A 22520-nucleotide genomic window follows, 5' to 3' on the forward strand; every position below is an offset into this window, starting at 1 on the left:
GCGTCAAGGATCCTTGACGCTTTGTCAATCCGCGTGCTTCACTCCTCGCCATGCACAGCGACGAGATCCGAAGCATCGTTGACCGTTTGGCCGCCCTCGTGAGCGAGCACTACGTGTTCCCCGACGTCGGCCACGAGATCGCCGAGCGCCTGACCAAGGCGTCCGGCGAAGGCCAGTACGACGTACTGACCGACCCCGAGCAGCTCTCCGCCCAGGTCACCGCCGACCTCCAGATCGGCAACCAGGACAAGCACCTGCGTCTCAAGTTCCACCGCGGCGAGGTCCCCGACGAGACCGATCCGGTCGAGGAGGAGAACTACTGGGCGACCCGCGCCCGCCTCGACGCCGGCGGCATGGCACGTGTCGAGCGACTGCCCGGCAACATCGGCCTGCTCGAGATCAGGCCCATCCTCTACGACCCGTCCCACGCCGGCGCCGCCCTCACCGCCGCGATGTCGTTGCTCTCAGCAACGGACGCGCTGATCCTCGATCTCCGCGGCTGCCTCGGCGGATCGCCCGACCAGGTCGCCTTCGTCTGCGGCTACCTGTTCGACGGCGAACCGGTCCACCTGAACGATCTGGTCACCCCCGCCACCGGCACGGTTCGCCAGTTCTGGACCTCCCACGTCCCCGGCCCCCGCTTCGGCGGCACCAAGCCGATCTGGGTCCTGACCAGCGGATCCACCTTCTCCGGCGGCGAAGAACTCACCTACGACCTGCAGCAGCTCGGCCGCGCCAAGGTCGTCGGCGAACGCACCGGCGGCGGCGCCCACCCGCGCCAGGGCTTCAAGCTGCACCCGCACCTCGAAGCCACCGTCCCGCTCATGCGTGCCATCAACCCCGTCTCCGGCACCAACTGGGAAGGCACCGGGATCACCCCCGACATCGAGGTCCCCGCCACCGACGCGTACGACGTCGCCTACCGCGAAGCGATCGACCACGTCCTCACCCTCCCGGCCACGCCCGAACGCCTCACCATCCACGACGAGGCCCGGGCCCATTTGGTGGGTTAACCCATCAAATGCGCCGTTGGCCAACCGGAATTAGGTGGGCCGACCGGCCAGCTCGTGGGCTGACCCACCAAATGCGGCGGGGGCCGGGTGGCGGGTGCGAGGTCGGGCTGGTCGGCTGGGTAGCCTTCAGGCGTGTTCGGTTATGACGAGGTTCTCGGCAGTGCTCGCTTCGCCTTCACCGATCGGTACGGGGGAGCCAGCCTTCCGCCGTACGGCGAACTGAATCTCGGCAGTGCGGCGGGCGACGAGGCCGAGGCGATCGCGGAGAACTTCCGCCGGGTCGCAGCCGCATTCGACCTGACGCCGGAGGCCGTGGTCCGGGTCAGCCAGGTGCACGGCCGTGACGTCCACGTGGTCTGGCCGGAGGACGAGCTCCCGGTCAGCCCGAACCCGAAGGCCGACGCCCTCGTCACCACCCGGACCGACGTCCTGCTGGCGGTTCGCGCGGCCGACTGCCTGCCGGTGCTGCTCGCCGACCCGATCAACGGCGTCATCGGCGCCGCCCACTCCGGCAGGCGAGGCCTGTACGCCGGTGTGGTGCCGGCCACGGTCGAAGCGATGCGCGGACTCGGTGCCGAGACGATCACCGCCGTGCTCGGTCCGTACGCCTGCGGCAACTGTTACGAGGTCCCGGAGGAGATGCGGGCCGAGGTCGCCGAGCGCGTTCCGGCGTCGTACGCGGAGACGAGTTGGGGTACGCCGTCGATCGACGTCGCCGCCGGCGTGACCGCGCAGCTGACCGAGCTCGGCGTCGAGGTGGTCGACCGGACGCGCTGCACGATCGAGTCCGAGGACCTCTACTCGTACCGGCGCGAAGGCCAGGTCAGCGGCCGCCTCGCCGGCCTGATCAGGCTCGGCGAATGACCAACGAGGAAGACCAGGCTGGGCGAACGACCCGCGAGGACGAGCTGCGGGGCAACGTCGAGCAGGTCCGCGAGCGGATCCGCGCAGCCTGCGAGGCAGCCGGACGCCCTGAGGACTCCGTCACACTGGTGGCGATCACCAAGACGTTCCCGATCGAGGACGTCCGGGCGCTCGCCGCGCTCGGCGTCACCGACACGGGGGAGAACCGCGAGCAGGAGCTGAAGGCGAAGGCGCCCGACGCGCCCGAGCTCACCTGGCACTTCGTCGGGCAGCTCCAGTCGAACAAGGCCCGCTCGGTCGTCCGGCTGGCCCAGGTGGTCCACTCCGTCGACCGGCTGTCGCTGGTCTCGGCGTTGTCCAAGGCCGCGGTGGCCGAGGAGAAAACTGTGCGGTGTCTGCTGCAAGTGAGCCTTGCGTCGTACGGGCCTGAGGGCGCCGAGACGGGGATGAGTCGCGGCGGGGTCGCGCCAGGCGACGTACCGGACCTGGCGGCGGCCGTCGCCGAGGCGGACGGGCTGGAGCTCGGCGGCGTGATGGCCGTTGCACCGTTGGGATCCGACGCCGACGAAGCCTTCGCCGCGCTGCGTGCGGTGTCGTCGCGGCTACGCTCCGAACACGCCGGCGCCGGCTGGATCTCGGCCGGGATGACCGGTGACCTGGAGGCGGCGATCAGGCAGGGAGCGACACACGTTCGGCTCGGGCGTGCATTACTCGGAACGCGTCCCCCACTGGGCTAGTGTCGACATCGAGTGGATCGCGAGGTCTGCTCACTTGTCGACTGGTAACCGGATTCGAAGGGCTGGAGGGCCATGAGCGGCGCGCTGCGCAAGATGGGTGTGTACCTCGGCTTGGTCGAGGACGGCGAGCGCTACAACGCGCGCTACGACGACGAGTACGACGACTACGACGAGTACGAGGACGACGTCGTCGACGGGGAGCCCCACGAGGCCGAACCGGTCCGCGAGTCCCGGGACGCGCGCGACAGTCGCGAGGTCCGCGACGGTCGTGACCAGCGCGACCGCGACGAGCAGGGCGCGACGGTCAGCAAGTTTCCAGATCGGCGTGGAGTCTCACCTTCCCCGGAGGTTACCGAGTTGGCCCGCATCACCACCGTGCACCCGCGCAGCTACAACGAGGCGCGCGTCATCGGTGAGCACTTCCGTGACGGTACGCCCGTCATCATGAACCTGACCGAGATGGACCACTCCGACGCCAAGCGGCTGGTCGACTTCGCCGCCGGGCTGATCTTCTGCTGCCGTGGCTCGATCGAGCGGATCACCACCAAGGTGTTCCTGGTCTGCCCGCCGAACGTGACGGTCGCCGCGGAGGAGAAGGAGAAGATCGCCGCGGACGGGTTCTACAACCAGAGCTGAGAGGCTCCGGTGACTTCCCCGGTCTTCTACACTCATTGACGACATGGTTGCTCTAGCGCTCGTCCTCAGTGTTCTCAGCTGGGTGCTGCTCGCCTTCTTCCTGATGCTGGTGGCGCGGTTCGTGCTCAGTCTGATCGTCATGTTCGCGCCACAGTGGCACCCCAAGGGCCCGCTGCTGCTGCTGTTCGAACTGGTCTACTCCGTGACGGATCCCTTCCTGCGGCCGCTGCGCCGCATCCTGCCCCCGATCGGGGCCGGTGGGATCCGGATCGACCTGTCCATGCTGATGTTGTTCGTGCTCGTCTCGCTGGCGATGTCGGTCAACAACACCGCGATCCGGTCCCTGTGAGCGGCCGGGAACCTACCCCGGCCGGACCGTCGTGGTGCGGCTTCAGGGATCGGCAGGAGGGGTAGAAACAGACCGAGCAGGCCGGCGCCGGTCAAGTTGTCGCCGGGCCCGGATTCCGCCAGAACACAACGAAGCGATAACGTGATCTACTGAGTCGCCGGGGTTTGCGCCCCAGACTCCGCCAAGACACAGACAAACGAGGTGAAAGATGCCGCTGACGCCGGATGACGTCCGCTCGAAGCAGTTCACGCCCGTCCGATTGCGGGAGGGTTACGACGTCACTGAGGTCGACTCCTTCCTCGACGAGGTGGAGGCCGAGCTCGAGCGCCTTCTCGCCGAGAACGAGGAGCTGCGCGCGAAGCTGGCGGCGGCCCAGCGCGCTGGTGCGGGCCAGGAACGGCCGGTCGACCAGACCGCCGCTCTCCCGCCCGTCGTGCAACAGCCCAAGCCCGCTCCGGTCGTGGTCGAGAAGCCCGAGGAGAAGCCACCAGTCGTCGCTCCCGCTGTAGCGGCCGCGGGGGCTGCTGCGGCAGCAGGGACCGTCGGCGACGCGTCCAGCTCCGCCGTACGGCTGCTCGAGATGGCCACCAAGCACTCCGACGACCTGGTCCAGGAGGCGAAGGACACCGCCGACAAGATCATCGGCGAGGCCCGCGCCAAGGCCGAGCGGTTGGAGAACGAGGCCCGCGGCAAGGCTGACCGGATGACCGGTGAGGCCCGTGCCCGTGCCGAGAAGCTCGACGGCGAGATCGCCGAGCGGCGCGCGCAGATGCTGGGGACCCTGGAGAAGCAGAAGGGCCAGCTCGAGCGCACGATCGACGACCTGCACGCCTACGAGCGCGAGTACCGCAGCCGCCTGAAGACGTACTTCACCGAGCAGCTCAAGGCGCTCGGCAACGGCGACGACACGCTCAGCCCGCGTAACGGCTTCCGCCCGGAGGCCCGCGCGCAGGCTCACGGTCACGGCGTGTAAACAACACCTCGGGTGAGGAGGCGGTGCTTTCCGGCGGCACCGCCTCTTCGTCATGTCCGGGAACTTCTGACTGACCGCGCCGCCGCGGTCACGCAGAGTCAGAATCCGGTCCGAGTGCTGAACTGAACGCAGTCTTAACCAAAGCCGCGAAAGCACCAACGCAGCGGGGCCCGAGCCTGAAACCAGGCCGGGCCCTGCTGCGTTTCCGGGTCAGGGCCAGGACGCCACAGGCTTCCGGCCGCTGAGCGTTTCGACGTCGCTCAGGCGCAGCCGGTACGGCGTAAGCCTCAGCAGCGCGGGGGAGTCCGCGGCCGGACCGTCGGGGAAGACGCTCCAGAAGTCGTAGCCCAACGGCGCCGGGGCGTCCCGGTACAGCTCCCACACTCGTTGCCGGGTCACCGATTCGGCGATCCACTCTGCGTGACAGTCCGCGACGGCCACCTCGTGCCCGGGCTCCCAGTAGCTGCAGCTCACGAACGGGCTGAACGCCAGGTGTCGCACCTTCACCGATGTCGCTTGAGTGACGATCCAGCCGGTCAGTCCGGCCGGCTGCTCCTCCCAGATCGGGTGCAGGATCCGGCTCCTCGGCCGCAGGTCCTCGCCGACAGTCGCCACCGAGCACCAGACGATCTTGTGCGCCCTGGCGATGAACTCCTTGTGCACAACCATGGTTGTAGATTATCGAATGCACAACCCGAGTTGTATAGTTCGGGAGATGGAGTTCGATCCGGCCGCGGCCGACCTCTCGCTGGCGTCGCTGTTCGCGGGCTGGGCCCTGGCCGACGAGCTGCAGGCCGAGCTCGCGGCGGACGGGTTCGACGACAGCAGGTTCGCCGACGGCGTCGTCTTCCAGCACCTGGTGGGTGGTCCGGTGACGATCAGCGCACTGGCCGAGCGCCTGGGGGTCACCCAGCAGGCGGCGTCCAAGTCGGTCGCGGATCTGGAGAAGCGCGGGTACGTCGCGCGAGAGGCGGATCCGGACGATGCCAGGGCCCGCCAGGTCGTCCTGACCCAGCGTGGGCAGGCGGTGATCGCCTCCGCACGCCGGCATCGCGCCGGGGTGGAGCGGAAGCTTCGCCAAGCGTTGGGCGCCGACCGCGTCGAGGCGGCGCGTGGGCTGCTGCTCGATGTCATCGAGCACCTGGGTGCGAGTCCGGCCCTACGGACCCGCACCGTCAAACCACCGCGCTAGACCCTGCCCGTCGACCCGGCGGTTGCCGGGGCGACGGGCAGGTGTCGAGTCAGGCCTTGGTGAGCCAGTACGTCAGGCCCAGGTCCTCGTCGGTGCCGGTGGTGAGGCCTTCGGTTGCCTCGGGCGCCGACTGGACCACCGCGGTGGCGAGCACCTCGCGGGCGACGTCGTCCGCATGCTTGCCGAGGGCATCGGCCAGTTCGGCGTCGGTGGCGTTGAGCCAGACGCTGATCCGGTCCGACACCTCCAGGCCGGCGTTCTTGCGGGCCTCCTGCAGGGTCCGGACCACCTCGCGGGCCAGACCGGCCTGCTTCAGCTCCGGCGTGACCTCCAGGTCGAGCGCGACGGTCTCGCCCTGCTCGTTGACCACCGACCAGCCTTCGCGCGGCCGCTCCGAGATCAGCACCTCGTCGGCGCTCACCTCGACCGGCTCGCCCTCGACCTGGACGGTCGCCGTACCGGACGCCTTCAGTGCGGCGGCCAGCTCGGCCGCGTCGGCCGCGGCGATCGCCTTCGCGACCACCGGCGTCTGCTTGGCGAACCGCTTGCCCAGCTCGCGGAAGTTGCCCTTGGCCGAGTGCTCGACCAGGTCGGCGCCGGCCGACGACAGCGGCTCGACCGTGCCGACGTTCAGCTCCTCGGCGATCTCGCGCAGCAGCTCGTCGGACAGGTCAGCGATCGCCGCCGACCCGACCAGCGCGCGGCTGAGCGGCTGCCGGGTCCGGACCTTCGCCTCGGCCCGGGCCGACCGGCCCAGCTCGACGACCCGCTTGGCCATCGACACGTGCGTGGCCAGCGTGTCGTCGATCAGGCCGGCGTCGTACGTCGGGAACGTCGACAGGTGCACCGACTCGGCCAGCCCCGGCGTGACCGGGCGGAAGACGTCCTGCCAGACCCGCTCGGTCAGGAACGGCGTCAGCGGCGCCATCAGCCGGGTCAGCACGTCGAGCGTCTCGTGCAGCGTCGCCAGCGCGCCGGAGTCACCGGCCCAGAAGCGCCGGCGTGAACGCCGTACGTACCAGTTCGACAGCGTGTCGACGCACGAGCTGATCAGCGCGCCCAGCTTCTGCGTGTCGTACCCGGCGTAGGCCTCGTCGGCGTCGCGCACCAGCCGGTGCGTCTCGCTGACCAGCCAGCGGTCCAGCACCGAGCGCTCGGCGACCGGCGGGACGTCGGCCGGGTCCCAGTCGGCCAGCCGCGCGTACAGCGCGTGGAAGGCCGCCGTGTTCCAGTACGTCAGCAGCACCTTGCGGACGATCTCGTTCAGCACGTTCGGCCCGATGCCGCGCGCCTTCCACGGTGAGCCGGACGCGGCCATGAACCAGCGCACCGCGTCCGCGCCGTGGTCGTCCATCAGCGGGATCGGCTCGAGGATGTTGCCCAGGTGCTTGGACATCTTCCGGCCGTCCTCGGCCAGGATGTGCCCCAGGCAGACGACGTTGCGGTACGACGACTCGTCGAACACCAGCGTGCCGATCGCCATCAGCGTGTAGAACCAGCCGCGGGTCTGGTCGATCGCCTCGGAGATGAAGTCGGCCGGGTAGGCCTTCTCGAACTTCTCCTTCGAGCCGTCCACCCACGGGTAGCCCCACTGGGCGAACGGCATCGAGCCCGAGTCGTACCAGGCGTCGATCACCTCGGCGACCCGGTGCGACTCACCGCCGCAGGTCGGGCAGGCGAAGGTGATGTCGTCGACGTACGGGCGGTGCGGGTCGGTGCTGCTCAGGTCGCGGCCGGCCAGCTCGCCGAGCTCGGCCAGCGAGCCGACGCAGACCAGGTGCTCCTCGGAGCAGCGCCAGATCGGCAGCGGCGTACCCCAGTAGCGGGAGCGGGACACGGCCCAGTCGATGTTGTTGCGCAGCCAGTCGCCGTACCGGCCCCACTTGACCGACTCGGGGAACCAGTTCGTCTTCTCGTTCTCGCGCAGCAGCGCGTCCTTGACCTGCGTGGTGCGGATGTACCAGGACGGCAGCGCGTAGTACATGACCGGCGTGTGGCAGCGCCAGCAGTGCGGGTACGGGTGCTCGTACGGCAGGTGGCGGAACAGCACGCCCCGCGCGTCGAGGTCCTTGACCAGGTCCTCGTCGGCCTTCTTGAAGAACTGCCCACCGACCAGCGGCAGGTCCGCGTCGAAGCGGCCGTCCGGACCGACCGGCTTCACCACCGGCAGGTTGTACGCCCGCGCGACCAGGAGGTCGTCGGCGCCGAAGGCGGGGGACTGGTGGACCAGACCGGTGCCGTCCTCGGTCGTGACGTACTCGGCCAGTACGACGTAGTGCGCGGGCTCGTCGAACGCGACCAGCTCGAACGGCCGCTGGTAGGTCCAGTGCTCGAGCTCGCGGCCGGCGTACGTGTTGGTGACCGTCCAGCCCTCGCCGAGCGAGCCGAGCAGCGGCTCCGCCACGACCAGCGACTCGGTGCCGTCGGTCGCGACGACGTAGTCGACGTCCGGGTGCACGGCGACGGCGGTGTTGGAGACCAGGGTCCACGGGGTCGTGGTCCAGACCAGCAGCGACGCCTGACCGGCGAGCGGACCGGAGGTGAGCGGGAAGCGGACATAGACCGACGGGTCGACGACGGTCTCGTAGCCCTGGGCCAGCTCGTGGTCCGACAGGCCGGTGCCGCAGCGCGGGCAGTACGGCGTGATCCGGTAGTCCTCGACCAGCAGGCCCTTGTCGTAGATCTGCTTGAGCGACCACCAGACGGACTCGACGTACTGCGGGTCCATCGTCTTGTACGGGTGCTCCATGTCGACCCAGTAGCCCATCCGGCTGGTCAGCTCGGTGAACGCGTCGACGTTGCGCAGCACGGACTCACGGCACTTGGCGTTGAACTCGGCGATGCCGTACGCCTCGATGTCGTTCTTGCCGCTGAAGCCGAGCTCCTTCTCCACCGCGACCTCGACGGGCAGGCCGTGGCAGTCCCAGCCGGCCTTGCGCTCGACCGAGAAGCCCTTCATGGTCCGGTAGCGCGGGAAGACGTCCTTGAAGACCCGGGCCTCGATGTGGTGGGTGCCGGGCATGCCGTTCGCGGTCGGCGGGCCCTCGAAGAAGGTCCACGGCGCGCCGCCGGCGGTCTGGGCCAGCGACTTGGCGAAGGTGTCCTGCTCGTCCCACGTCCGGAGCACGTCGTGCTCGATCGCGGTGAGGTCCACCTGGGCCGGTACCTGCTGCCACGGGGTGGTCGGGGTGTCGTCCGCCATTGTCTGGCCGTCCTTCGTCGAGCTGCTGCCGGACGAAGGGACGACGTACGGCGACGTCGCCGTACTCCGCGGTACCACCCTCCTTGGTGACTGAACGTCACCCACTTCGTTCTGCTCCGCTGCCGGGTCTAGTGGGTCCGAGGACCGTTCTTCCGGCGGCTCCGGGGTGATGGCCCCATCGACGCCTTGCGGTGGCGAAAAAAGTGTACGACTTCACACCAGTGCGCCACTAATCGTTAATGGCTGGTCAGGAGGGTCCCTGGCGGTCACAATGCTGCCTGGCGGGGGAGGTGAGACACGGGCGTGGCTGAATCAACTGCTTGCCTGAAGAGGCGCCGCAACACGGCTGAGACGCGCGGAACATCGAGCGGCCTTGAAGAAGCGACTACCGTATGTCCACGGTCTGCGCGTCGGGCTGGCACGTGGCGTCTGCGTGTCCTACTGTCTTGCGACCAGTCCGCTTCAGTCTCCGACGAAGGCAGGGGGTAGTCGAAGTATGGCTACATCGGCAAAGAAGTCCGCCCCCGGAAAACGCACCGCCGCGGCCGAGAAGAGTGCCGCGACCGCCAAAGAGCCGGCCAAGAAGGCCGCGAAAACCCCTGCCAGGAAAGCTCCGACGAAGAGGGTGGCCATGAAGACGAACGAGAACAGGACCCCGGCAACGGCGCCGGCCAAGTCGCCCAAGAAAGCCGAGAACCTGTCCGTCCGCGACGGGGAGACCCCGTGGACCGCGGCCGAGCTGACCGAGCTGCGCGGTGAGCTCGAGGCCGACGTGGTGCACCTCAAGGAGGAGATCCGCGACGCCGAGCAGGAGATCGTCGGCCTGCTCCGCGACGGTGGCGACGGGGCCGGCAACGACCAGGCCGACGTCGGGTCGACCACGCTCGAGCGGGACCACGAGATGTCGCTGGCCCGGAACGCCAGCGACATGCTGGACCAGATCGAGCGGGCGCTGGCCAAGATCGACGACGGCACGTACGGCGTCTGCGAGAGCTGCGGCAAGGCGATCGGCAAGGGACGGCTGCAGGCGTTCCCGCGTGCGACACTGTGCGTGTCATGCAAAGAACGCGAAGAACGCCGCTGAGCCAAGACCAGTCGTCCCACCCGCTAGGGGACGCAACTGACCCAACGGAACCGGCCGACGAGCAGTCGGCCGGTTCTCCGTCGTCTCCGGACGCCAAAACAGATCCTCCCGCGGCTGAAAGTGACCAAGTAGTCGCCACCGAGGCGACTCCGGTCACGCCTCGCTCCTGGCGACTGACCGCGGTCTTCGGCGTAGTCGGCCTGGTGATCCTCGGCCTCGACCAGCTGACGAAGATGCTGGCTCTGCAGCACCTCACGCCCGGCGAGCCGGTGAACGTGATCGGCGAGCTGCTCAAGTTCAACCTGATCCGCAACCCCGGCGCCGCGTTCAGCCTCGGTTCGGACTTCACCCCGGTGATCTCGACGATCCAGATCATCGTCGCGGTCGGCGTGATCTGGCTGTCGCGCCGGCTCGGCTCGGCCGGCTGGGCGGTCGCCTTCGGGCTGCTGTTCGGCGGCGCGGTCGGCAACATCACCGACCGGATCTTCCGCGAGCCGTCGCCGTTCCACGGCCACGTGGTCGACTTCCTGCAGACCCCGCACTGGGCGATCTTCAACGTCGCCGACATGGCCGTCACCTCGGCCGCGATCCTGCTGGTGATCCAGACGCTGCGCGGGATCAAGCTGGACGGCACCAAGGATGTGAGCGGCAAGTGAGCGACTCCAGGACCGTGATGGTCCCGGACGGCCTGGCCGGCGAGCGTCTCGACGCCGCCCTGTCGCGGCTGTTCGGCGTCTCGCGGACGAAGGCCGCCGAGCTGATCGAGTCCGGTCTGGTCCAGGTCGACGGCGCGACGGCGATGAAGTCGGCCCGGGTCACCGCCGGCGTGATGCTCGACGTCGAACTGCCGGCGCCCCCGGGCGAGTTCAGCGTCGTACCGGAGACCGTCGACAACCTGCGGATCGTGCACGACGACGACGAGATCATCGTGGTCGACAAGCCGGTCGGCGTCGCGGCGCACCCGTCCCCGGGCTGGACCGGCCCGACCGTGATCGGGCACCTGGCCGGCGCGGGCTTCAGCATCTCCACCAGCGGCGCGGCCGAGCGCAAGGGCATCGTGCACCGGCTCGACGTCGGGACGTCCGGGCTGATGGTGGTCGCGAAGACCGAGTACAGCTACACCGTGCTCAAGCGCGCCTTCAAGGAGCGCACGGTCAAGAAGATCTACCACGCGCTCGTGCAGGGCCACCCGGACCCGTTCACCGGCACGGTCGACGCGCCGATCGACCGGCACCCGCACCACGACTACAAGTTCGGCATCGTGGCCGGCGGCAAGCCGAGCGTCACGCACTACGAGACGCTCGAGGCCTTCCGGTACGGGACGCTGCTGGAGATCACGCTGGAGACCGGCCGGACGCACCAGATCCGCGTCCACATGTCCGCGATCGGCCACCCGTGCTGCGGCGATCTCACGTACGGCGCCGACCCGGTGCTCGCGGACCGGCTGCAGCTGAAGCGCCAGTGGCTGCACGCGATGCGGCTCGGCTTCACCCACCCGGGTTCGGGGGAGTACGTCGAGTTCAGCTCCGAGTACCCCGACGACCTGGACCAGGCCCTGGACCGGCTCGTCGACACCCAGTGAAGCTCTACCTGTCGTCGTTCCGGCTGGGCGACCATCCGGAACGTTGGCTCGCGATGCTGCCTGCTCAGGCCCGGATCGCGGTGATCTGCAACGCCATCGACAGCGAGGAGCCGGTCCTCCGCGAGGAGAAGGTGCTCGCCGAGCACCGCTGGCTGGTCGAGCTGGGGCTCCGGCCGGAAGAAGTCGACCTCCGCAACGGCTTATCTGATTTCAGCGATTTCGATGGACTCTGGGTTCGGGGCGGGAACGTCTTCACCCTCCGGTCGGCAATGGCTCTCAGTGGAGTCGACCAGTTCCTCCCGGACCTGATCCGCTCCGAGCAGATCGTGTACGCCGGCTACAGCGCCGGCGGCTGCGTCCTCGCCCCGAGCCTGCGCGGCCTGGAGCTGTGCGACGACGCCTCGGTCGTCGAGGACCTGGTGTGGGACGGCCTCGGCGTACTCGACGAAGCCTTCGTCCCCCACCTGAACTCACCCGGCCATCCCGAGACCGAGCTGATCGAGCAGGTCCGAGACCTGTACGACCGCACCGCCGTACCGTACATACCCCTCAGCGACGGCCAGGCCCTCGTCATCGACGGCCCCTTACGCGAGCTGGTCTAACTAGAGCTGGTCCAGCGCCTTCGACAGCGTCGTCAGCGCCTCGACTGCTCGAGCGAACTCCTCCTGCCCGAGCACACTGCTCAGACGCTTCGCCTGTTTGGCGTGCTCAGGGCTGATCGCCCGTACGGCGTCCAGCCCGTCGCTGGTGGCCGCGACCAGCTTGGCCCGCCGGTGCGCCGGATTGTCCCGGTACTCCGCCAGCCCACGCTCCACCAGTACGTCGGCAGTGCGCTGGACCGCCTGCCGCGTGATGCCCATCTCCCGGGCGATCGACGCGACCGGCAGCGGCGTCTGCAGTACGGCGCCGAGCACCTGCCACCAGGTCGCCGTCAAACCGACTGGCTTGGCCAGGCTCTCGGCCAGCTCCAGGAACTGGCCGTTGAGCTTGAACGCCGTCACTGCCGCCGTACCGAGCAGCTCCTGGTCACGAGTCACGTGTCATGCACCCATCAGCTCGTAGTACCCCGCCGTGTCCTGCCGCCCGTACAGCTTGTACCAGGAGTCGAGCACGGCCGGCTCGTAGATGCCCAGCTCCGCGAAGACCGCTCGGGCGAACTCGACCGGCGCCTGCGCCTTGCCGGTGATGAGCCCGCGGTCGTTCACCGCCGGCTCGTCCCGGTAGAGCTTGCCACCGGCGTACCCGAGGCTGTCGAGGAACGCCGCCGCGTTGCTGGTGTGCTCGTGGTCGTCGAGCATGCCGGCCATCGCCAGCGCGCCGGTGGCGCCGCAGATCGCCGCGACGGGGACACCGGCCGCGCGGAACTCCCGCGCCTTCGCGACGTACGGCGCGTACGCCGGCGTCGGGAACAGGTCGTTGCCGGGCAGCACCAGCATCGCGCTGTCGCTCGGGCTCAGCTCGTCGAGCGTCAGGTCGGGCAGCACGCGCAGGCCGCCGGCCGTGGTCACCGGCTCGGTGCTCGCGCCGACGGTCCGGATCCGGAACTGCCCGGGGTTCTTGTGCCAGGCCGGGCTGTTGACGCTCGCGGTGAGGAACCCGATCTCCCAGTCGGCGAGGGTGTCGTAGACGGCGACGTGGACGGTGGTCACGCTATTCTCGGTCATGACAAGAGGTTGTCATCATGACAACATGTTGTCAATAGACCGTGACCGGATACCGGGCGATTTCGACCCCGTCGAGCCGGCCGTAGGCGGGTCGCCGAAAACTGTCCGAGCGACCTGCCTAAGCTGTCTTCGTTCCGCTCACCAACGCCCTGGGAGGTCTGCGCAGACATGGCGTCCAGCGACAGTTTCGTGCATCTACACGTGCACACCGAGTACTCCATGCTGGACGGCGCCGCGCGGATCGACGAGTTGTTCAAAACCGCCCAGGAGATGGGCCAGCCGGCGATCGCGACCACCGACCACGGCTACGTGTTCGGCGCGTACGAGTTCTGGAAGACCGCGAAGAAGTACGACGTCAAGCCGATCATCGGCGTCGAGGCCTACCTGACTCCGCACACGCACCGCAGCGAGCGCAAGCGGGTCAAGTGGGGCGACGCGAACTCCGGCCGTGACGACGTCTCCGGCTCGGGTGCGTACACGCACATGACGCTGCTGGCGAAGAACACCTCCGGCATGCACAACCTGTTCAAGATGAGCTCGCTGGCCAGCCTCGAGGGGTACTACTTCAAGCCCCGGATGGACCGCGAGCTGCTGCAGACCTACGGCAAGGGCCTGATCGCGACCACCGGCTGCCCGTCCGGCGAGGTGCAGACGCGGCTGCGGCTGGGGCAGTACAAGGAGGCCATCGCGGCGGCCTCGGAGTTCCGCGACATCTTCGGCGCGGAGAACTACTACTGCGAGCTGATGGACCACGGCCTCGGCATCGAGCGCAACATCCAGGGCGACCTGCTGAAGCTGGCCAAGGAGCTCGGGCTGCCGTTGGTGGCCACCAACGACCTGCACTACACCAAGCCCGAGGACTCGGTCGCGCACGCGGCGCTGCTGTGCGTGCAGTCCGGCTCGACGCTGTCGGACCCGAACCGGTTCAAGTTCGACGCGAACGAGTTCTACGTCAAGACCGCCGCCGAGATGCGCGAGGTCTGGAAGGACTACCCCGAGGCCTGCGACAACACGCTGCTGATCGCCGAGCAGTGCGACGTCACCTTCACCGAGGGCGAAGGCCGCTTCATGCCGCGCTTCCCCTGCCCGGAAGGCCACAACGAGGAGTCCTGGTTCGTCGCCGAGGTCGAGACCGGCCTGCACAAGCGGTACCCGGCCGGCATCCCGGACCACGTCCGCAAGCAGGCGGAGTACGAGATCGAGGTCATCACCTCGAAGGGGTACGCCGGCTACTTCCTGGTCGTCGCCGACTTCATCAACTGGGCCAAGGAGCACGGCATCCGGGTCGGTCCCGGCCGTGGATCCGGTGCGGGCTCGATGTGCGCGTACGCGATGCGGATCACCGACCTCGACCCGCTGCAGCACGGCCTGATCTTCGAGCGCTTCCTCAACCCGGAACGTATGTCGATGCCCGACTTCGACATCGACTTCGACGACCGCCGCCGCCCCGAGGTGATCCGGTACGTCACCGAGAAGTACGGCGACGACCGGGTCGCGATGATCGTCACCTACGGCACGATCAAGGCCAAGCAGGCGATCAAGGACGCCGGCCGGGTGCTGGACTACCCGTTCGCGATGGGCGACCGGATCACCAAGGCGATGCCGCCGTCGGTGATGGGCAAGGACGTGCCGCTGTCCGGCATCTTCGACCCGCAGCACAAGCGCTACTCCGAGGCCGGCGAGTTCCGTCAGCTGTACGAGTCCGACCAGGACGTCCGGAAGATCGTCGACACCGCCCGCGGCCTGGAGAACCTGAAGCGCCAGTGGGGTGTGCACGCGGCCGGCGTGATCATGTCCTCGGAGCCGCTGATCGAGCTGATCCCGATCATGCGCCGCGACCAGGACGGCCAGGTGATCACCCAGTTCGACTACCCGAGCTGCGAGACGCTCGGCCTGGTCAAGATGGACTTCCTCGGCCTGCGCAACCTGACGATCATGGACGACGCGGTCAAGAACGTGGAGGCCAGCCGCGGTGTCACGCTGGACCTGGACGCGCTCGGCCGCAGCCTCGACGACAAGGCGACCTTCGAGCTGCTCGGTCGCGGTGACACGCTCGGCGTCTTCCAGTTCGACGGCGGCCCGATGCGGGCGCTGCTGCGGCTGATGAAGCCGGACAACTTCGAGGACATCTCCGCGGTCGGCGCGCTCTACCGCCCCGGCCCGATGGGCGCGAACTCGCACACCAACTACGCGCTGCGCAAGAACAAGCAGCAGGAGATCAGCTACCCGCACGACGAGCTCGCGGTCGCGCTCGAGCCGATCCTCGGTACGACGTACGGCCTGATCGTGTACCAGGAGCAGGTGATGGCGATCGCCCAGCAGCTGGGCGGTTACACGCTCGGCAAGGCGGACCTGCTCCGCCGGGCGATGGGCAAGAAGAAGCGCGAGGTGCTCGACGCGGAGTACGTCGGCTTCTCCGAGGGCATGAAGGCCAACGGCTTCTCGGCGCAGTCGATCAAGGCGCTGTGGGACGTCCTGGTCCCGTTCTCCGACTACGCGTTCAACAAGGCGCACTCGGCGGCGTACGGGCTGGTCTCGTACTGGACCGCCTACCTGAAGGCGAACTACCCCGCCGAGTACATGGCCGCCGTGCTGACGTCCGTCAAGGACGACAAGGACAAGATGGCCATCTACCTCAACGAGTGCCGCCGGATGGGCATCAAGGTGCTGCCGCCGGACGTGAACGAGTCCGACTCCGACTTCACCCCGGTCGGCACCGACATCCGCTTCGGCCTGTCCGGCATCCGCAACGTCGGCGTCAACGTGGTGGCCGAGATCGTCGGCGCGCGCGAGTCCGAGGGCCGGTTCACCGACTTCGTCGACTTCATCGACAAGGTGCCGCTGCCGGTCTGCAACAAGCGCGTCATCGAGTCGCTGGCCAAGGCCGGCTCGTTCGACTCGATGAACCACGCCCGGCGCGCGGTCGTCGCGGTGCACGAGCAGGCCGTCGACGAGGCGATCGACCTCAAGCGGAACGAGGCGCACGGCCAGTTCGACCTGTTCTCGATGGGCGACGACGAGGCCGACTCCGGCGACGGCAACAGCCGGCTGACGGTCCGCGTGCCCGAGATCGAGGAGTGGGACAAGGCCACCAAGCTGGCGCACGAGCGCGACATGCTGGGCCTGTACGTGTCCGACCACCCGCTGTTCGGCGTCGAGCACGTGCTCACCAACGGCACCGACTGCACGATCGGTCAGCTGCTCGCGGACGAGGACCGGCCCGACGGCACCCGGGTGACGATCGGTGGTCTGGTCACGGCGGTCCAGCGCAAGGTCAACAAGCGCGGCGACATCTACGCGATCGTCACGATCGAGGACCTCGAAGGTTCGATCGAGGTGATGATGTTCTCCTCGGCGTACCAGTTGCACGCGCACCTGCTGACCAACGACGCGATCATCTTGATGAAGGGCCGGATCCGGCGCCGTGAGGACCGGGTCGAGCTGAGCGGTGACGAGGTCACCGTGCCGGACCTGACCCAGGGGCCGAGCGGTCCCGTGGTCATCACGATGCCGGTCAACCGCTGCACCCAGCCGGTGGTCGACCAGCTGCGCGACGTCCTGCAGTCGCACCCCGGCATGACCGAGGTGCAGCTGCGCCTGCAGGCCCGGCAGAAGACGACGGTGATGCGCATCGGCGACCGCTTCCGGGTCACCCCGACGTCGTCGCTGATGGCCGACCTGAAGGCGCTGCTCGGTCCTTCGTGCCTGGCAGGCTGAGGACCGGTGACCGAAGGCATTGACCCAGTACGTCACACTGGCCCCGTGAGCCAGCCACCACCACCCGACGCAACTCAGCCGAACCCCGCGGGCCCTTGGTCCACGGGCCCGGTGTACTCCGGGGGTGGCGGGCCCTACGCACCTCAGGCTTTTGGGGGTTCCTTCGGGGCGCCGGTCGAGCCGGCGCCGAAGCTGCCCTGGAGCCGGGCGATCGCGGTGACCGTTGCCGTGTTCCTGGTCGCCGGCGCGATCGCCGGGTGGGCGTGGCAGCAGTACGCACCGCTCGCGCAGTACACGATCGACGAGAACGGCGGCGCCCTCGGCGAGGAGCAGATGACCCGGGTCTTCGGCCCGGACGGCATGTTCGTCGCGATCGGCTTCCTCACGGCGCTCGTGCTCGGCGCCGCCCTGTTCTGGTGGCTGCGTGACTACGGACCGTGGGCAGTGGCGGTCGTGTGCGTCGGCTCGGTGGTCGGCTCGGCCGTCGCCTGGGGCGTCGGCATGCTGCTCGGCCACGACCCGCTCGACCCACGCCTCCAGGCGGCCAAGCCCGGCGATCTGCTCGCCGCGCCGCTCGAGCTGCACACCTGGACGCCGCTCGCGTCCTGGCTGGTCGGCGCCGCTCTCGCGGCCGCGATCATCTCCGCGCTGACCTGGCGCGCAGAACCAGTTGCAACCACATCGGTATCTTCCGCGTCAGAATCACCGGCGCAGGTGAAATAGCCTGTTCCGGCCCGGTGGCATCTCACCGGTGACGCGAGGGGGCACGATGTCCGACCAGACCAATCCGCCGGTCTACCCGCACCAGCCCGGTGCAACCGGCGGCAACCCGGGCCCGAACGGCCCGTACCCCACTCCTGGTACCCAGAGCGACCAATTCGGTGCTCAGGGCAACCAAGGCCTCTGGCCGCAGGGCGGTGGACAGCCGCCGCAGCAGGGCCAGCCGCCGCAGGGCGGGCAGCCGCCGTACCAGGGTCAGCCGCAGCCGGGTTACCAGGGCCAGCCGCAGTACGGCCAGCCCCAGCAGGGATACCAGGGTCAGCCGCAGCAGCCGCCGTACGGACAGCCGCAGTACGGCGGTCCGCAGGGTGACGGCGGTCAGCCGCCGTACGGGCCGGGCTTCGGCCAGGCCCAGCAGTGGCAGCCCGAGCCGCCGAAGCGGCGGAACAAGTGGATCCCGCTCGTCGCCGTCGTGGCGGTGCTCGCCGTGCTCGGTGGCGGAGGCGTGTTCGCCTACGCGCGGCTCAACGGTGGCGGCGGTCAGCCGGCCGAGGTGCTGCCCGGTACGGCGGTCGCCTACGCCCGCATCGACCTGAACCCGTCGGCCGGTCAGCGCGTCGCCGCGCTGCGGTACCTGATGAAGTTCCCGTCCGCGAAGGAGCGGATCGGACTCACCAGCGACAACGACGACCTGCGGCAGAAGCTGTTCGACCTGCTGAAGAAGGAAGCCGGCGACGACCTCGCCGACGTCGACTTCGAGAAGGACGTCAAGCCGTGGCTGGGGGACCGCGCCGGACTGGCCGCGCTCCCGCCGTCGGGTGACAGCAAGTCGCCGGACGTCGTGGTCGCGGTCCAGGTGAAGAACGAGGGCAAGGCGAACGACGGCCTGGACAAGCTGTTCGCCAAGGAGAAGGAGAAGCCGGGCCGGGTCTTCACCGACGGCTACGTGCTGCTCGGCGACAACCAGGCGCTGGTCGACTCGGCCGCTTCGACGGCCAAGGACAGCCCGCTGAGCAAGAACTCCAAGTTCGACGGCGACATGTCCGCGCTCGGCGAGCAGGGCTTCGCGTCGTTCTGGGCCGACACCGCCGGCCTGGCGCTGATCGGCGACCGCAAGCTGACCGAGGAGCAGCGCAAGGCGTTGCCGGCCGGCTCGATGGCCGCGGCGCTGCGCTTCGACGCGAACTACGTCGAGCTGAAGGGCGTTGTCCGCAGCGACCAGTCCGTGAAGACCGGCACGGCCGATGCGGGCGACGTACTCGCGAAGCTGCCGGAGAGCTCGGCCGGTGGAATCGCCGTGTCGGGTGGTTCGGACCTGGTCGACACCGCGTGGGCGCAGATGAAGAAGTCCAGCGGCATCGACCTGGAGGAGCTGACCTCGGGCTTCACCGACCAGTACGGGCTCGTGCTGCCGGACGACCTGAAAACGCTGCTGGGCAAGAACTTCGCGGTCGCGATCGACCGGGACAACGGCGACAACGGCCCGCAGATCGCCGTACGGGCCGACACCGACCCGGCGAAGGCGAGCGTCGTGGCGGACAAGGTGATGCGCCTGGTCCGTGAGCGCAGCAAGCTCAACATCCCGGTCGAGAAGGCGCAGGACGACGACACGCTGGTGATCTCCACCAACCAGAGCTACGCCGAGAAGGTGCTCAAGGGCGGCAACCTCGGCGAGTCGGAGAGCTTCAAGCAGGCGATCCCGGACCCGAAGGGCGCGGTGCTTGCGGCGTACGTCGACTTCGACGGCATCGGCGCGCTGACCGAGGAGCTCAAGGCGAACAAGGACGCCGCCGCGCTCCGCTCGGCCGGCGTCACCATCCGCCACACCGAGGGCGGCCAGGCCGACTTCACCCTCCGGGTGGTCGCCAAGTAGTCAAGCTCCATCCACAGTCCCGGACCGTAGCGCCGCTACGGTCCGGGACTTTTTCCGGCCGATGTCGAAACGGCCGAATCGGTTTCTACCTCAGGGCGAACACCACTCCCGAAAGGACCTGAGATGAACCACATCACCGCCGTCAGCACCGTCGCCGTCCCGGTCACCGACCAGGACCGGGCCGTCGCCTTCTACGTCGGCACCCTCGGCTTCGACCTCCACTTCGACGCCGAACTCCCGCAACTCAACGGCCGCTGGATCGTCGTGGCACCGCCCGGCGCCACGACGTCCCTCGCCCTGATCCCCGCCACCGACCAGCTCCCCGCCGGCGCCGACACCGGCATCCGCTTCGGCACCGACGACGCCGCAGCCGCTCACGCGGCACTCGCTGCCCAGAGCGTCGCGGTCGACGACCTGCTCGCCTGGCCCGGCGTACCGCCGATGTTCACCTTCCACGACCCCGACGGAAACACGCTCTACCTCGTCCAAGGCTGATCCGCGGGCCGCCGGTAATACCCTGGAGGTATCAGAGGAGGTGGGCGCGTGGACATGGATCTGCGGAAGGTGCGGTACTTCGTCGCGGTGGCGGAGGAACTGCACTTCGGGCGGGCAGCGGAGCGGCTGCACATCGCGCAGCCGGTGCTGTCACGGCAGATCCGCGCGCTGGAGGACGAACTGAAGGTGCAACTGTTCGTCCGCACCAAGCGAGCGACCGAGCTCACCTCGGCCGGGCGGCAACTGCTCGAGGACGCCCGCTCGGTGCTGGCCTCGGCCGAGGCCATGCGACTTCGGACGGTTCAGGCTGCTCGGGCCGAGCGGATCTTCACCATCGCGTTCATGCCCGGCATCACCGTCACATCACTTGTCCGAGAGCTGGCAGCCAAGCACCCCGAGCTCACCGTCGAGCTCCTCCGCACCACCTGGGACGACCAGGTCGAGGTACTCCACGACGGCCGCGCCGACGTGAGCATCGTCCGGCTCCCGATCGACCAGCAAGGCCTGACCGTGCGTCCTCTGTTCGACGAGCCGCGGGTCGCGATGCTCCCTGCGGATCACCGGCTCGCGGGCAAGCCGGTGATCCGCATCGGAGACCTGGCCGAAGACCACCTACTCCAGGACCCCGATGCGGTCCCCGAGTGGCGCGACGTCGCCGTCGAACTGCGCGAGGGCCGAGCCCGCCCGGCCCCGCACTACCGCAGCATCGAGGAGAAGCTCGAACACGTCGCCGCCGGCCACGGCATCTCGATCATCCCGTTGTCTACGGCAACCTTCTACACGCGGCCTGACGTGGTCGCCGTACCGGTGGAAGACCTCGGCCCCAACCACGTGGCCCTCGCATGGCCGAGCACTCGCCGCGCCCGAACCATCGCCGAGGTTGCAGCCCTGGCCGAGAACCTCACCTGGACGTAGGTCCCTTCAGGGCGTCGCCAGGGATCCAGTTCGCCGCAGCGCCGAGCGGAACGGATCACCGACGACCTGCCCGGCGGCGAGTTGGCCGGGTTCCCCTCTATCTCACCGGCAGGGCTTCGGAGCCCCAGCCTCCGCGCGGTGCGTGCCGACGGCGACGTACGGCTGTTCAATCGTCTCGCCCGGCGCGGCCACACCGACCGCCCACAAGCAGCGACCGACAACAGTCGAGCCGTGCAGGTACCCAGCGCCCGGGGGAGTGGTCGTCTCCACGAAGGCACCGCCCGACAGTTCCGCGACGATCGGCTCCTGCGTGTTCGGATCCCCGCCAACAGCCACCGGACGCCCGTCGACGAACTCCAGATCGTGGAACTGGCCGGTCCGCGCCGGCGTCGCAACCTCTTTCCACGTCTTCCCGTCGAAGTGCAGCGCCAGCGGCTGCCGCCAGAACTCCTCGCTCGGCTTCTCACCGACCGCCCAGATGTCGTCCGCCCCACGCACCACCAGTTGCGCGATCTCGAACTGCCGATCAGGCTGCATATCGATCGGCAGCTTCACCTCCTGCCACGCCTTCCCGTCGTACCGGGCGACCCCACCGATCCCCGCCGCCCAGATGTCCTTCGGCGAAACCTGCTCGACGTCGTCGAGATAGACGATGTGCTGCAGTCCCGCAGTCGGCAGAGCCGTCCACTTCCCACCGGCGTACCGGCGTACGGCGGTCTGGTAGTTCCCATCCGCATCAGTCGACGCCTCGCCGACCAACACGCCAACTCCAGCCGCCGTCACAGTCGTGTACTGCGAAGTCCCGTCCACCGGCTCGACCGGGTTCTTCACCCGCTTCCACGCGGTCCCGTTCCACCGCTGCAGCAACGGCCGGTCGCCGCTCTTCGGGTCCTCCGCCGCGCCCACTGCCCACACGTCGTTCCGCGACCGCACGAGCAGATCATCCAACCGCCCGTCCGCCACCGAACTGTCGGTAGGACGCCAGGCCTTCCCGTCCCAGTACGCCGCCAGCGGATGGAACCGCAACGCGTCCCCGTCCTGCTCCAGCGAAATCCCCACACTCCACTGCGCGCCATCAGCCCGCTCGGTCGTGTAGAGCACCGCCGACCCCAGCTCGGTCGGCGTCGCAGTCCAGTCGATCGGCACAGGCGCAACAGCACCCGCCGTGGTTGTCGCCAGCAACAACCCGGTCACCACAGAGGTCAACAAAACAAACCCTTTCGTCGTCAGAGTTCTCCACCCCGTACGACGCCACACCCACCCCACCGCGTTACGCCACACCCGCCGGCAACCGACGCAACCGACGCGACAACTCAACCGGGCCAACCGGCGCGAACGCCCGGCCCGCTGACGGCGATCGTGGCCCGCGGACATTCGCCGATCCAGGCATCCGCGTCGCACCCGACCCACTCGACGTCCACCCCGCCGTGCCACCACACGCCCAAACGGCAGACCTCCGTCATCGTCCAGGACCGGCGCCTTGCCCTGGCCCGGACACACGGGC

21 protein-coding genes are annotated in these 22520 nt (G+C 68.7%); 16 read left to right on the plus strand and 5 right to left on the minus strand.

Going from position 1 to position 22520, the window contains the following annotated elements; translation table 11 throughout:
* Positions 1–50 precede the first annotated feature (50 nt).
* From ACYVIO_RS22635 to ACYVIO_RS22660, 6 genes are all read left to right on the plus strand, one after another.
* Positions 51–1013, plus strand: coding sequence for a S41 family peptidase (locus ACYVIO_RS22635; protein ID WP_460652854.1), 963 nt, complete (start codon positions 51–53; stop codon positions 1011–1013).
* Between the two features lie 132 nt (positions 1014–1145).
* Positions 1146–1877 (plus strand): peptidoglycan editing factor PgeF, encoded by a 732-nt coding sequence (gene pgeF / locus ACYVIO_RS22640; protein ID WP_460652855.1) that lies wholly within the window; start codon positions 1146–1148, stop codon positions 1875–1877.
* Positions 1874–2614, plus strand: a complete 741-nt coding sequence (locus tag ACYVIO_RS22645) for a YggS family pyridoxal phosphate-dependent enzyme (RefSeq protein WP_460652856.1) — start codon at positions 1874–1876, stop codon at positions 2612–2614. Before pgeF ends, ACYVIO_RS22645 begins: the two co-directional genes overlap by 4 nt.
* A gap of 72 nt (positions 2615–2686) precedes the next feature.
* Positions 2687–3250, plus strand: a complete 564-nt coding sequence (locus ACYVIO_RS22650) for a cell division protein SepF (RefSeq protein ID WP_460652857.1) — start codon at positions 2687–2689, stop codon at positions 3248–3250.
* A gap of 43 nt (positions 3251–3293) precedes the next feature.
* Complete coding sequence (locus ACYVIO_RS22655; RefSeq protein ID WP_344169555.1) at positions 3294–3599, plus strand: YggT family protein; 306 nt, start codon at positions 3294–3296, stop codon at positions 3597–3599.
* Positions 3600–3807: 208 nt separating this feature from the next.
* Entirely contained in the window at positions 3808–4572 is a 765-nt protein-coding gene (locus ACYVIO_RS22660) for a DivIVA domain-containing protein (protein WP_184794094.1), read from the plus strand.
* 210 nt (positions 4573–4782) lie between these two features.
* On the opposite strand, the gene ACYVIO_RS22665 is transcribed toward ACYVIO_RS22660, so the two are convergent.
* Complete coding sequence (locus ACYVIO_RS22665) at positions 4783–5241, minus strand: pyridoxamine 5'-phosphate oxidase family protein (RefSeq protein WP_460652858.1); 459 nt, start codon at positions 5239–5241, stop codon at positions 4783–4785.
* 46 nt (positions 5242–5287) lie between these two features.
* Here ACYVIO_RS22665 and ACYVIO_RS22670 point away from each other — a divergent pair, with 46 nt between their 5' ends.
* Positions 5288–5764, plus strand: a complete 477-nt coding sequence (locus ACYVIO_RS22670) for a MarR family winged helix-turn-helix transcriptional regulator (protein ID WP_460652859.1) — start codon at positions 5288–5290, stop codon at positions 5762–5764.
* 49 nt (positions 5765–5813) lie between these two features.
* On the opposite strand, the gene ileS is transcribed toward ACYVIO_RS22670, so the two are convergent.
* A complete protein-coding gene (gene ileS, locus ACYVIO_RS22675) occupies positions 5814–8966 on the minus strand; it encodes an isoleucine--tRNA ligase (protein ID WP_460652860.1) in 3153 nt (1050 codons plus the stop codon).
* A 631-nt stretch (positions 8967–9597) separates the two neighbouring features.
* On the opposite strand from ileS, the gene ACYVIO_RS22680 reads away from it, so the two are divergent.
* The 4 genes from ACYVIO_RS22680 to ACYVIO_RS22695 are packed head-to-tail and all read left to right on the plus strand — an operon-like array spanning position 9598 to position 12234.
* The gene (locus ACYVIO_RS22680) at positions 9598–10050 is read left to right on the plus strand and encodes a TraR/DksA family transcriptional regulator (RefSeq protein WP_460652861.1); all 453 of its coding nucleotides are present in this window, start codon (positions 9598–9600) and stop codon (positions 10048–10050) included.
* Complete coding sequence (gene lspA, locus ACYVIO_RS22685) at positions 10023–10706, plus strand: signal peptidase II (RefSeq protein WP_460652862.1); 684 nt, start codon at positions 10023–10025, stop codon at positions 10704–10706. Before ACYVIO_RS22680 ends, lspA begins: the two co-directional genes overlap by 28 nt.
* Positions 10707–10723: 17 nt before the next feature.
* A complete protein-coding gene (locus tag ACYVIO_RS22690; protein ID WP_460653560.1) occupies positions 10724–11632 on the plus strand; it encodes an RluA family pseudouridine synthase in 909 nt (302 codons plus the stop codon).
* Complete coding sequence (locus tag ACYVIO_RS22695; RefSeq protein ID WP_460652863.1) at positions 11629–12234, plus strand: Type 1 glutamine amidotransferase-like domain-containing protein; 606 nt, start codon at positions 11629–11631, stop codon at positions 12232–12234. Before ACYVIO_RS22690 ends, ACYVIO_RS22695 begins: the two co-directional genes overlap by 4 nt.
* Here ACYVIO_RS22695 and ACYVIO_RS22700 read toward each other — a convergent pair whose 3' ends face one another.
* Positions 12235–12669 (minus strand): MarR family winged helix-turn-helix transcriptional regulator, encoded by a 435-nt coding sequence (locus ACYVIO_RS22700; protein WP_460652864.1) that lies wholly within the window; start codon positions 12667–12669, stop codon positions 12235–12237.
* Positions 12670–12672: 3 nt separating this feature from the next.
* A complete protein-coding gene (locus ACYVIO_RS22705; protein ID WP_460652865.1) occupies positions 12673–13296 on the minus strand; it encodes a DJ-1/PfpI family protein in 624 nt (207 codons plus the stop codon).
* A gap of 168 nt (positions 13297–13464) precedes the next feature.
* Between ACYVIO_RS22705 and dnaE the strand changes: the two genes are divergently transcribed.
* From dnaE to ACYVIO_RS22730, 5 genes are all read left to right on the plus strand, one after another.
* Complete coding sequence (gene dnaE, locus ACYVIO_RS22710; RefSeq protein ID WP_460652866.1) at positions 13465–17013, plus strand: DNA polymerase III subunit alpha; 3549 nt, start codon at positions 13465–13467, stop codon at positions 17011–17013.
* Between the two features lie 216 nt (positions 17014–17229).
* Positions 17230–17736: a hypothetical protein gene (locus ACYVIO_RS22715; protein WP_460652867.1), complete on the plus strand. Its 507-nt coding sequence runs from the start codon at positions 17230–17232 to the stop codon at positions 17734–17736.
* Positions 17737–17782: 46 nt separating this feature from the next.
* Complete coding sequence (locus ACYVIO_RS22720; protein WP_460652868.1) at positions 17783–19606, plus strand: DUF3352 domain-containing protein; 1824 nt, start codon at positions 17783–17785, stop codon at positions 19604–19606.
* A gap of 123 nt (positions 19607–19729) precedes the next feature.
* The gene (locus ACYVIO_RS22725) at positions 19730–20101 is read left to right on the plus strand and encodes a VOC family protein (RefSeq protein ID WP_460652869.1); all 372 of its coding nucleotides are present in this window, start codon (positions 19730–19732) and stop codon (positions 20099–20101) included.
* A 54-nt stretch (positions 20102–20155) separates the two neighbouring features.
* The gene (locus ACYVIO_RS22730) at positions 20156–21016 is read left to right on the plus strand and encodes a LysR family transcriptional regulator (RefSeq protein ID WP_460652870.1); all 861 of its coding nucleotides are present in this window, start codon (positions 20156–20158) and stop codon (positions 21014–21016) included.
* A gap of 102 nt (positions 21017–21118) precedes the next feature.
* On the opposite strand, the gene ACYVIO_RS22735 is transcribed toward ACYVIO_RS22730, so the two are convergent.
* The gene (locus ACYVIO_RS22735) at positions 21119–22222 is read right to left on the minus strand and encodes a hypothetical protein (RefSeq protein WP_460652871.1); all 1104 of its coding nucleotides are present in this window, start codon (positions 22220–22222) and stop codon (positions 21119–21121) included.
* Positions 22223–22520 lie beyond the last annotated feature (298 nt).

The sequence above is a fragment of the Kribbella endophytica genome, from assembly GCF_054781295.1.

What these genes read in the sequence shown, in the direction of transcription:
- dnaE (WP_460652866.1), top strand. Translation starts at nt 13,465, where the DNA reads ATGGCGTCCAGCGACAGTTTCGTGCATCTACACGTGCACACCGAGTAC.
- ACYVIO_RS22680 (WP_460652861.1), top strand. Translation starts at nt 9,598, where the DNA reads ATGAAGACGAACGAGAACAGGACCCCGGCAACGGCGCCGGCCAAGTCG.
- ACYVIO_RS22670 (WP_460652859.1), top strand. Translation starts at nt 5,288, where the DNA reads ATGGAGTTCGATCCGGCCGCGGCCGACCTCTCGCTGGCGTCGCTGTTC.
- ACYVIO_RS22635 (WP_460652854.1), top strand. Translation starts at nt 51, where the DNA reads ATGCACAGCGACGAGATCCGAAGCATCGTTGACCGTTTGGCCGCCCTC.
- lspA (WP_460652862.1), top strand. Translation starts at nt 10,023, where the DNA reads ATGCAAAGAACGCGAAGAACGCCGCTGAGCCAAGACCAGTCGTCCCAC.
- ACYVIO_RS22705 (WP_460652865.1), bottom strand. Translation starts at nt 13,296, where the DNA reads ATGACCGAGAATAGCGTGACCACCGTCCACGTCGCCGTCTACGACACC.
- ACYVIO_RS22650 (WP_460652857.1), top strand. Translation starts at nt 2,687, where the DNA reads ATGAGCGGCGCGCTGCGCAAGATGGGTGTGTACCTCGGCTTGGTCGAG.
- ACYVIO_RS22655 (WP_344169555.1), top strand. Translation starts at nt 3,294, where the DNA reads ATGGTTGCTCTAGCGCTCGTCCTCAGTGTTCTCAGCTGGGTGCTGCTC.
- ACYVIO_RS22730 (WP_460652870.1), top strand. Translation starts at nt 20,156, where the DNA reads ATGGATCTGCGGAAGGTGCGGTACTTCGTCGCGGTGGCGGAGGAACTG.
- ACYVIO_RS22665 (WP_460652858.1), bottom strand. Translation starts at nt 5,241, where the DNA reads ATGGTTGTGCACAAGGAGTTCATCGCCAGGGCGCACAAGATCGTCTGG.
- ACYVIO_RS22725 (WP_460652869.1), top strand. Translation starts at nt 19,730, where the DNA reads ATGAACCACATCACCGCCGTCAGCACCGTCGCCGTCCCGGTCACCGAC.
- ACYVIO_RS22660 (WP_184794094.1), top strand. Translation starts at nt 3,808, where the DNA reads ATGCCGCTGACGCCGGATGACGTCCGCTCGAAGCAGTTCACGCCCGTC.
- ACYVIO_RS22720 (WP_460652868.1), top strand. Translation starts at nt 17,783, where the DNA reads ATGTCCGACCAGACCAATCCGCCGGTCTACCCGCACCAGCCCGGTGCA.
- ACYVIO_RS22645 (WP_460652856.1), top strand. Translation starts at nt 1,874, where the DNA reads ATGACCAACGAGGAAGACCAGGCTGGGCGAACGACCCGCGAGGACGAG.
- ACYVIO_RS22690 (WP_460653560.1), top strand. Translation starts at nt 10,724, where the DNA reads ATGGTCCCGGACGGCCTGGCCGGCGAGCGTCTCGACGCCGCCCTGTCG.
- ileS (WP_460652860.1), bottom strand. Translation starts at nt 8,966, where the DNA reads ATGGCGGACGACACCCCGACCACCCCGTGGCAGCAGGTACCGGCCCAG.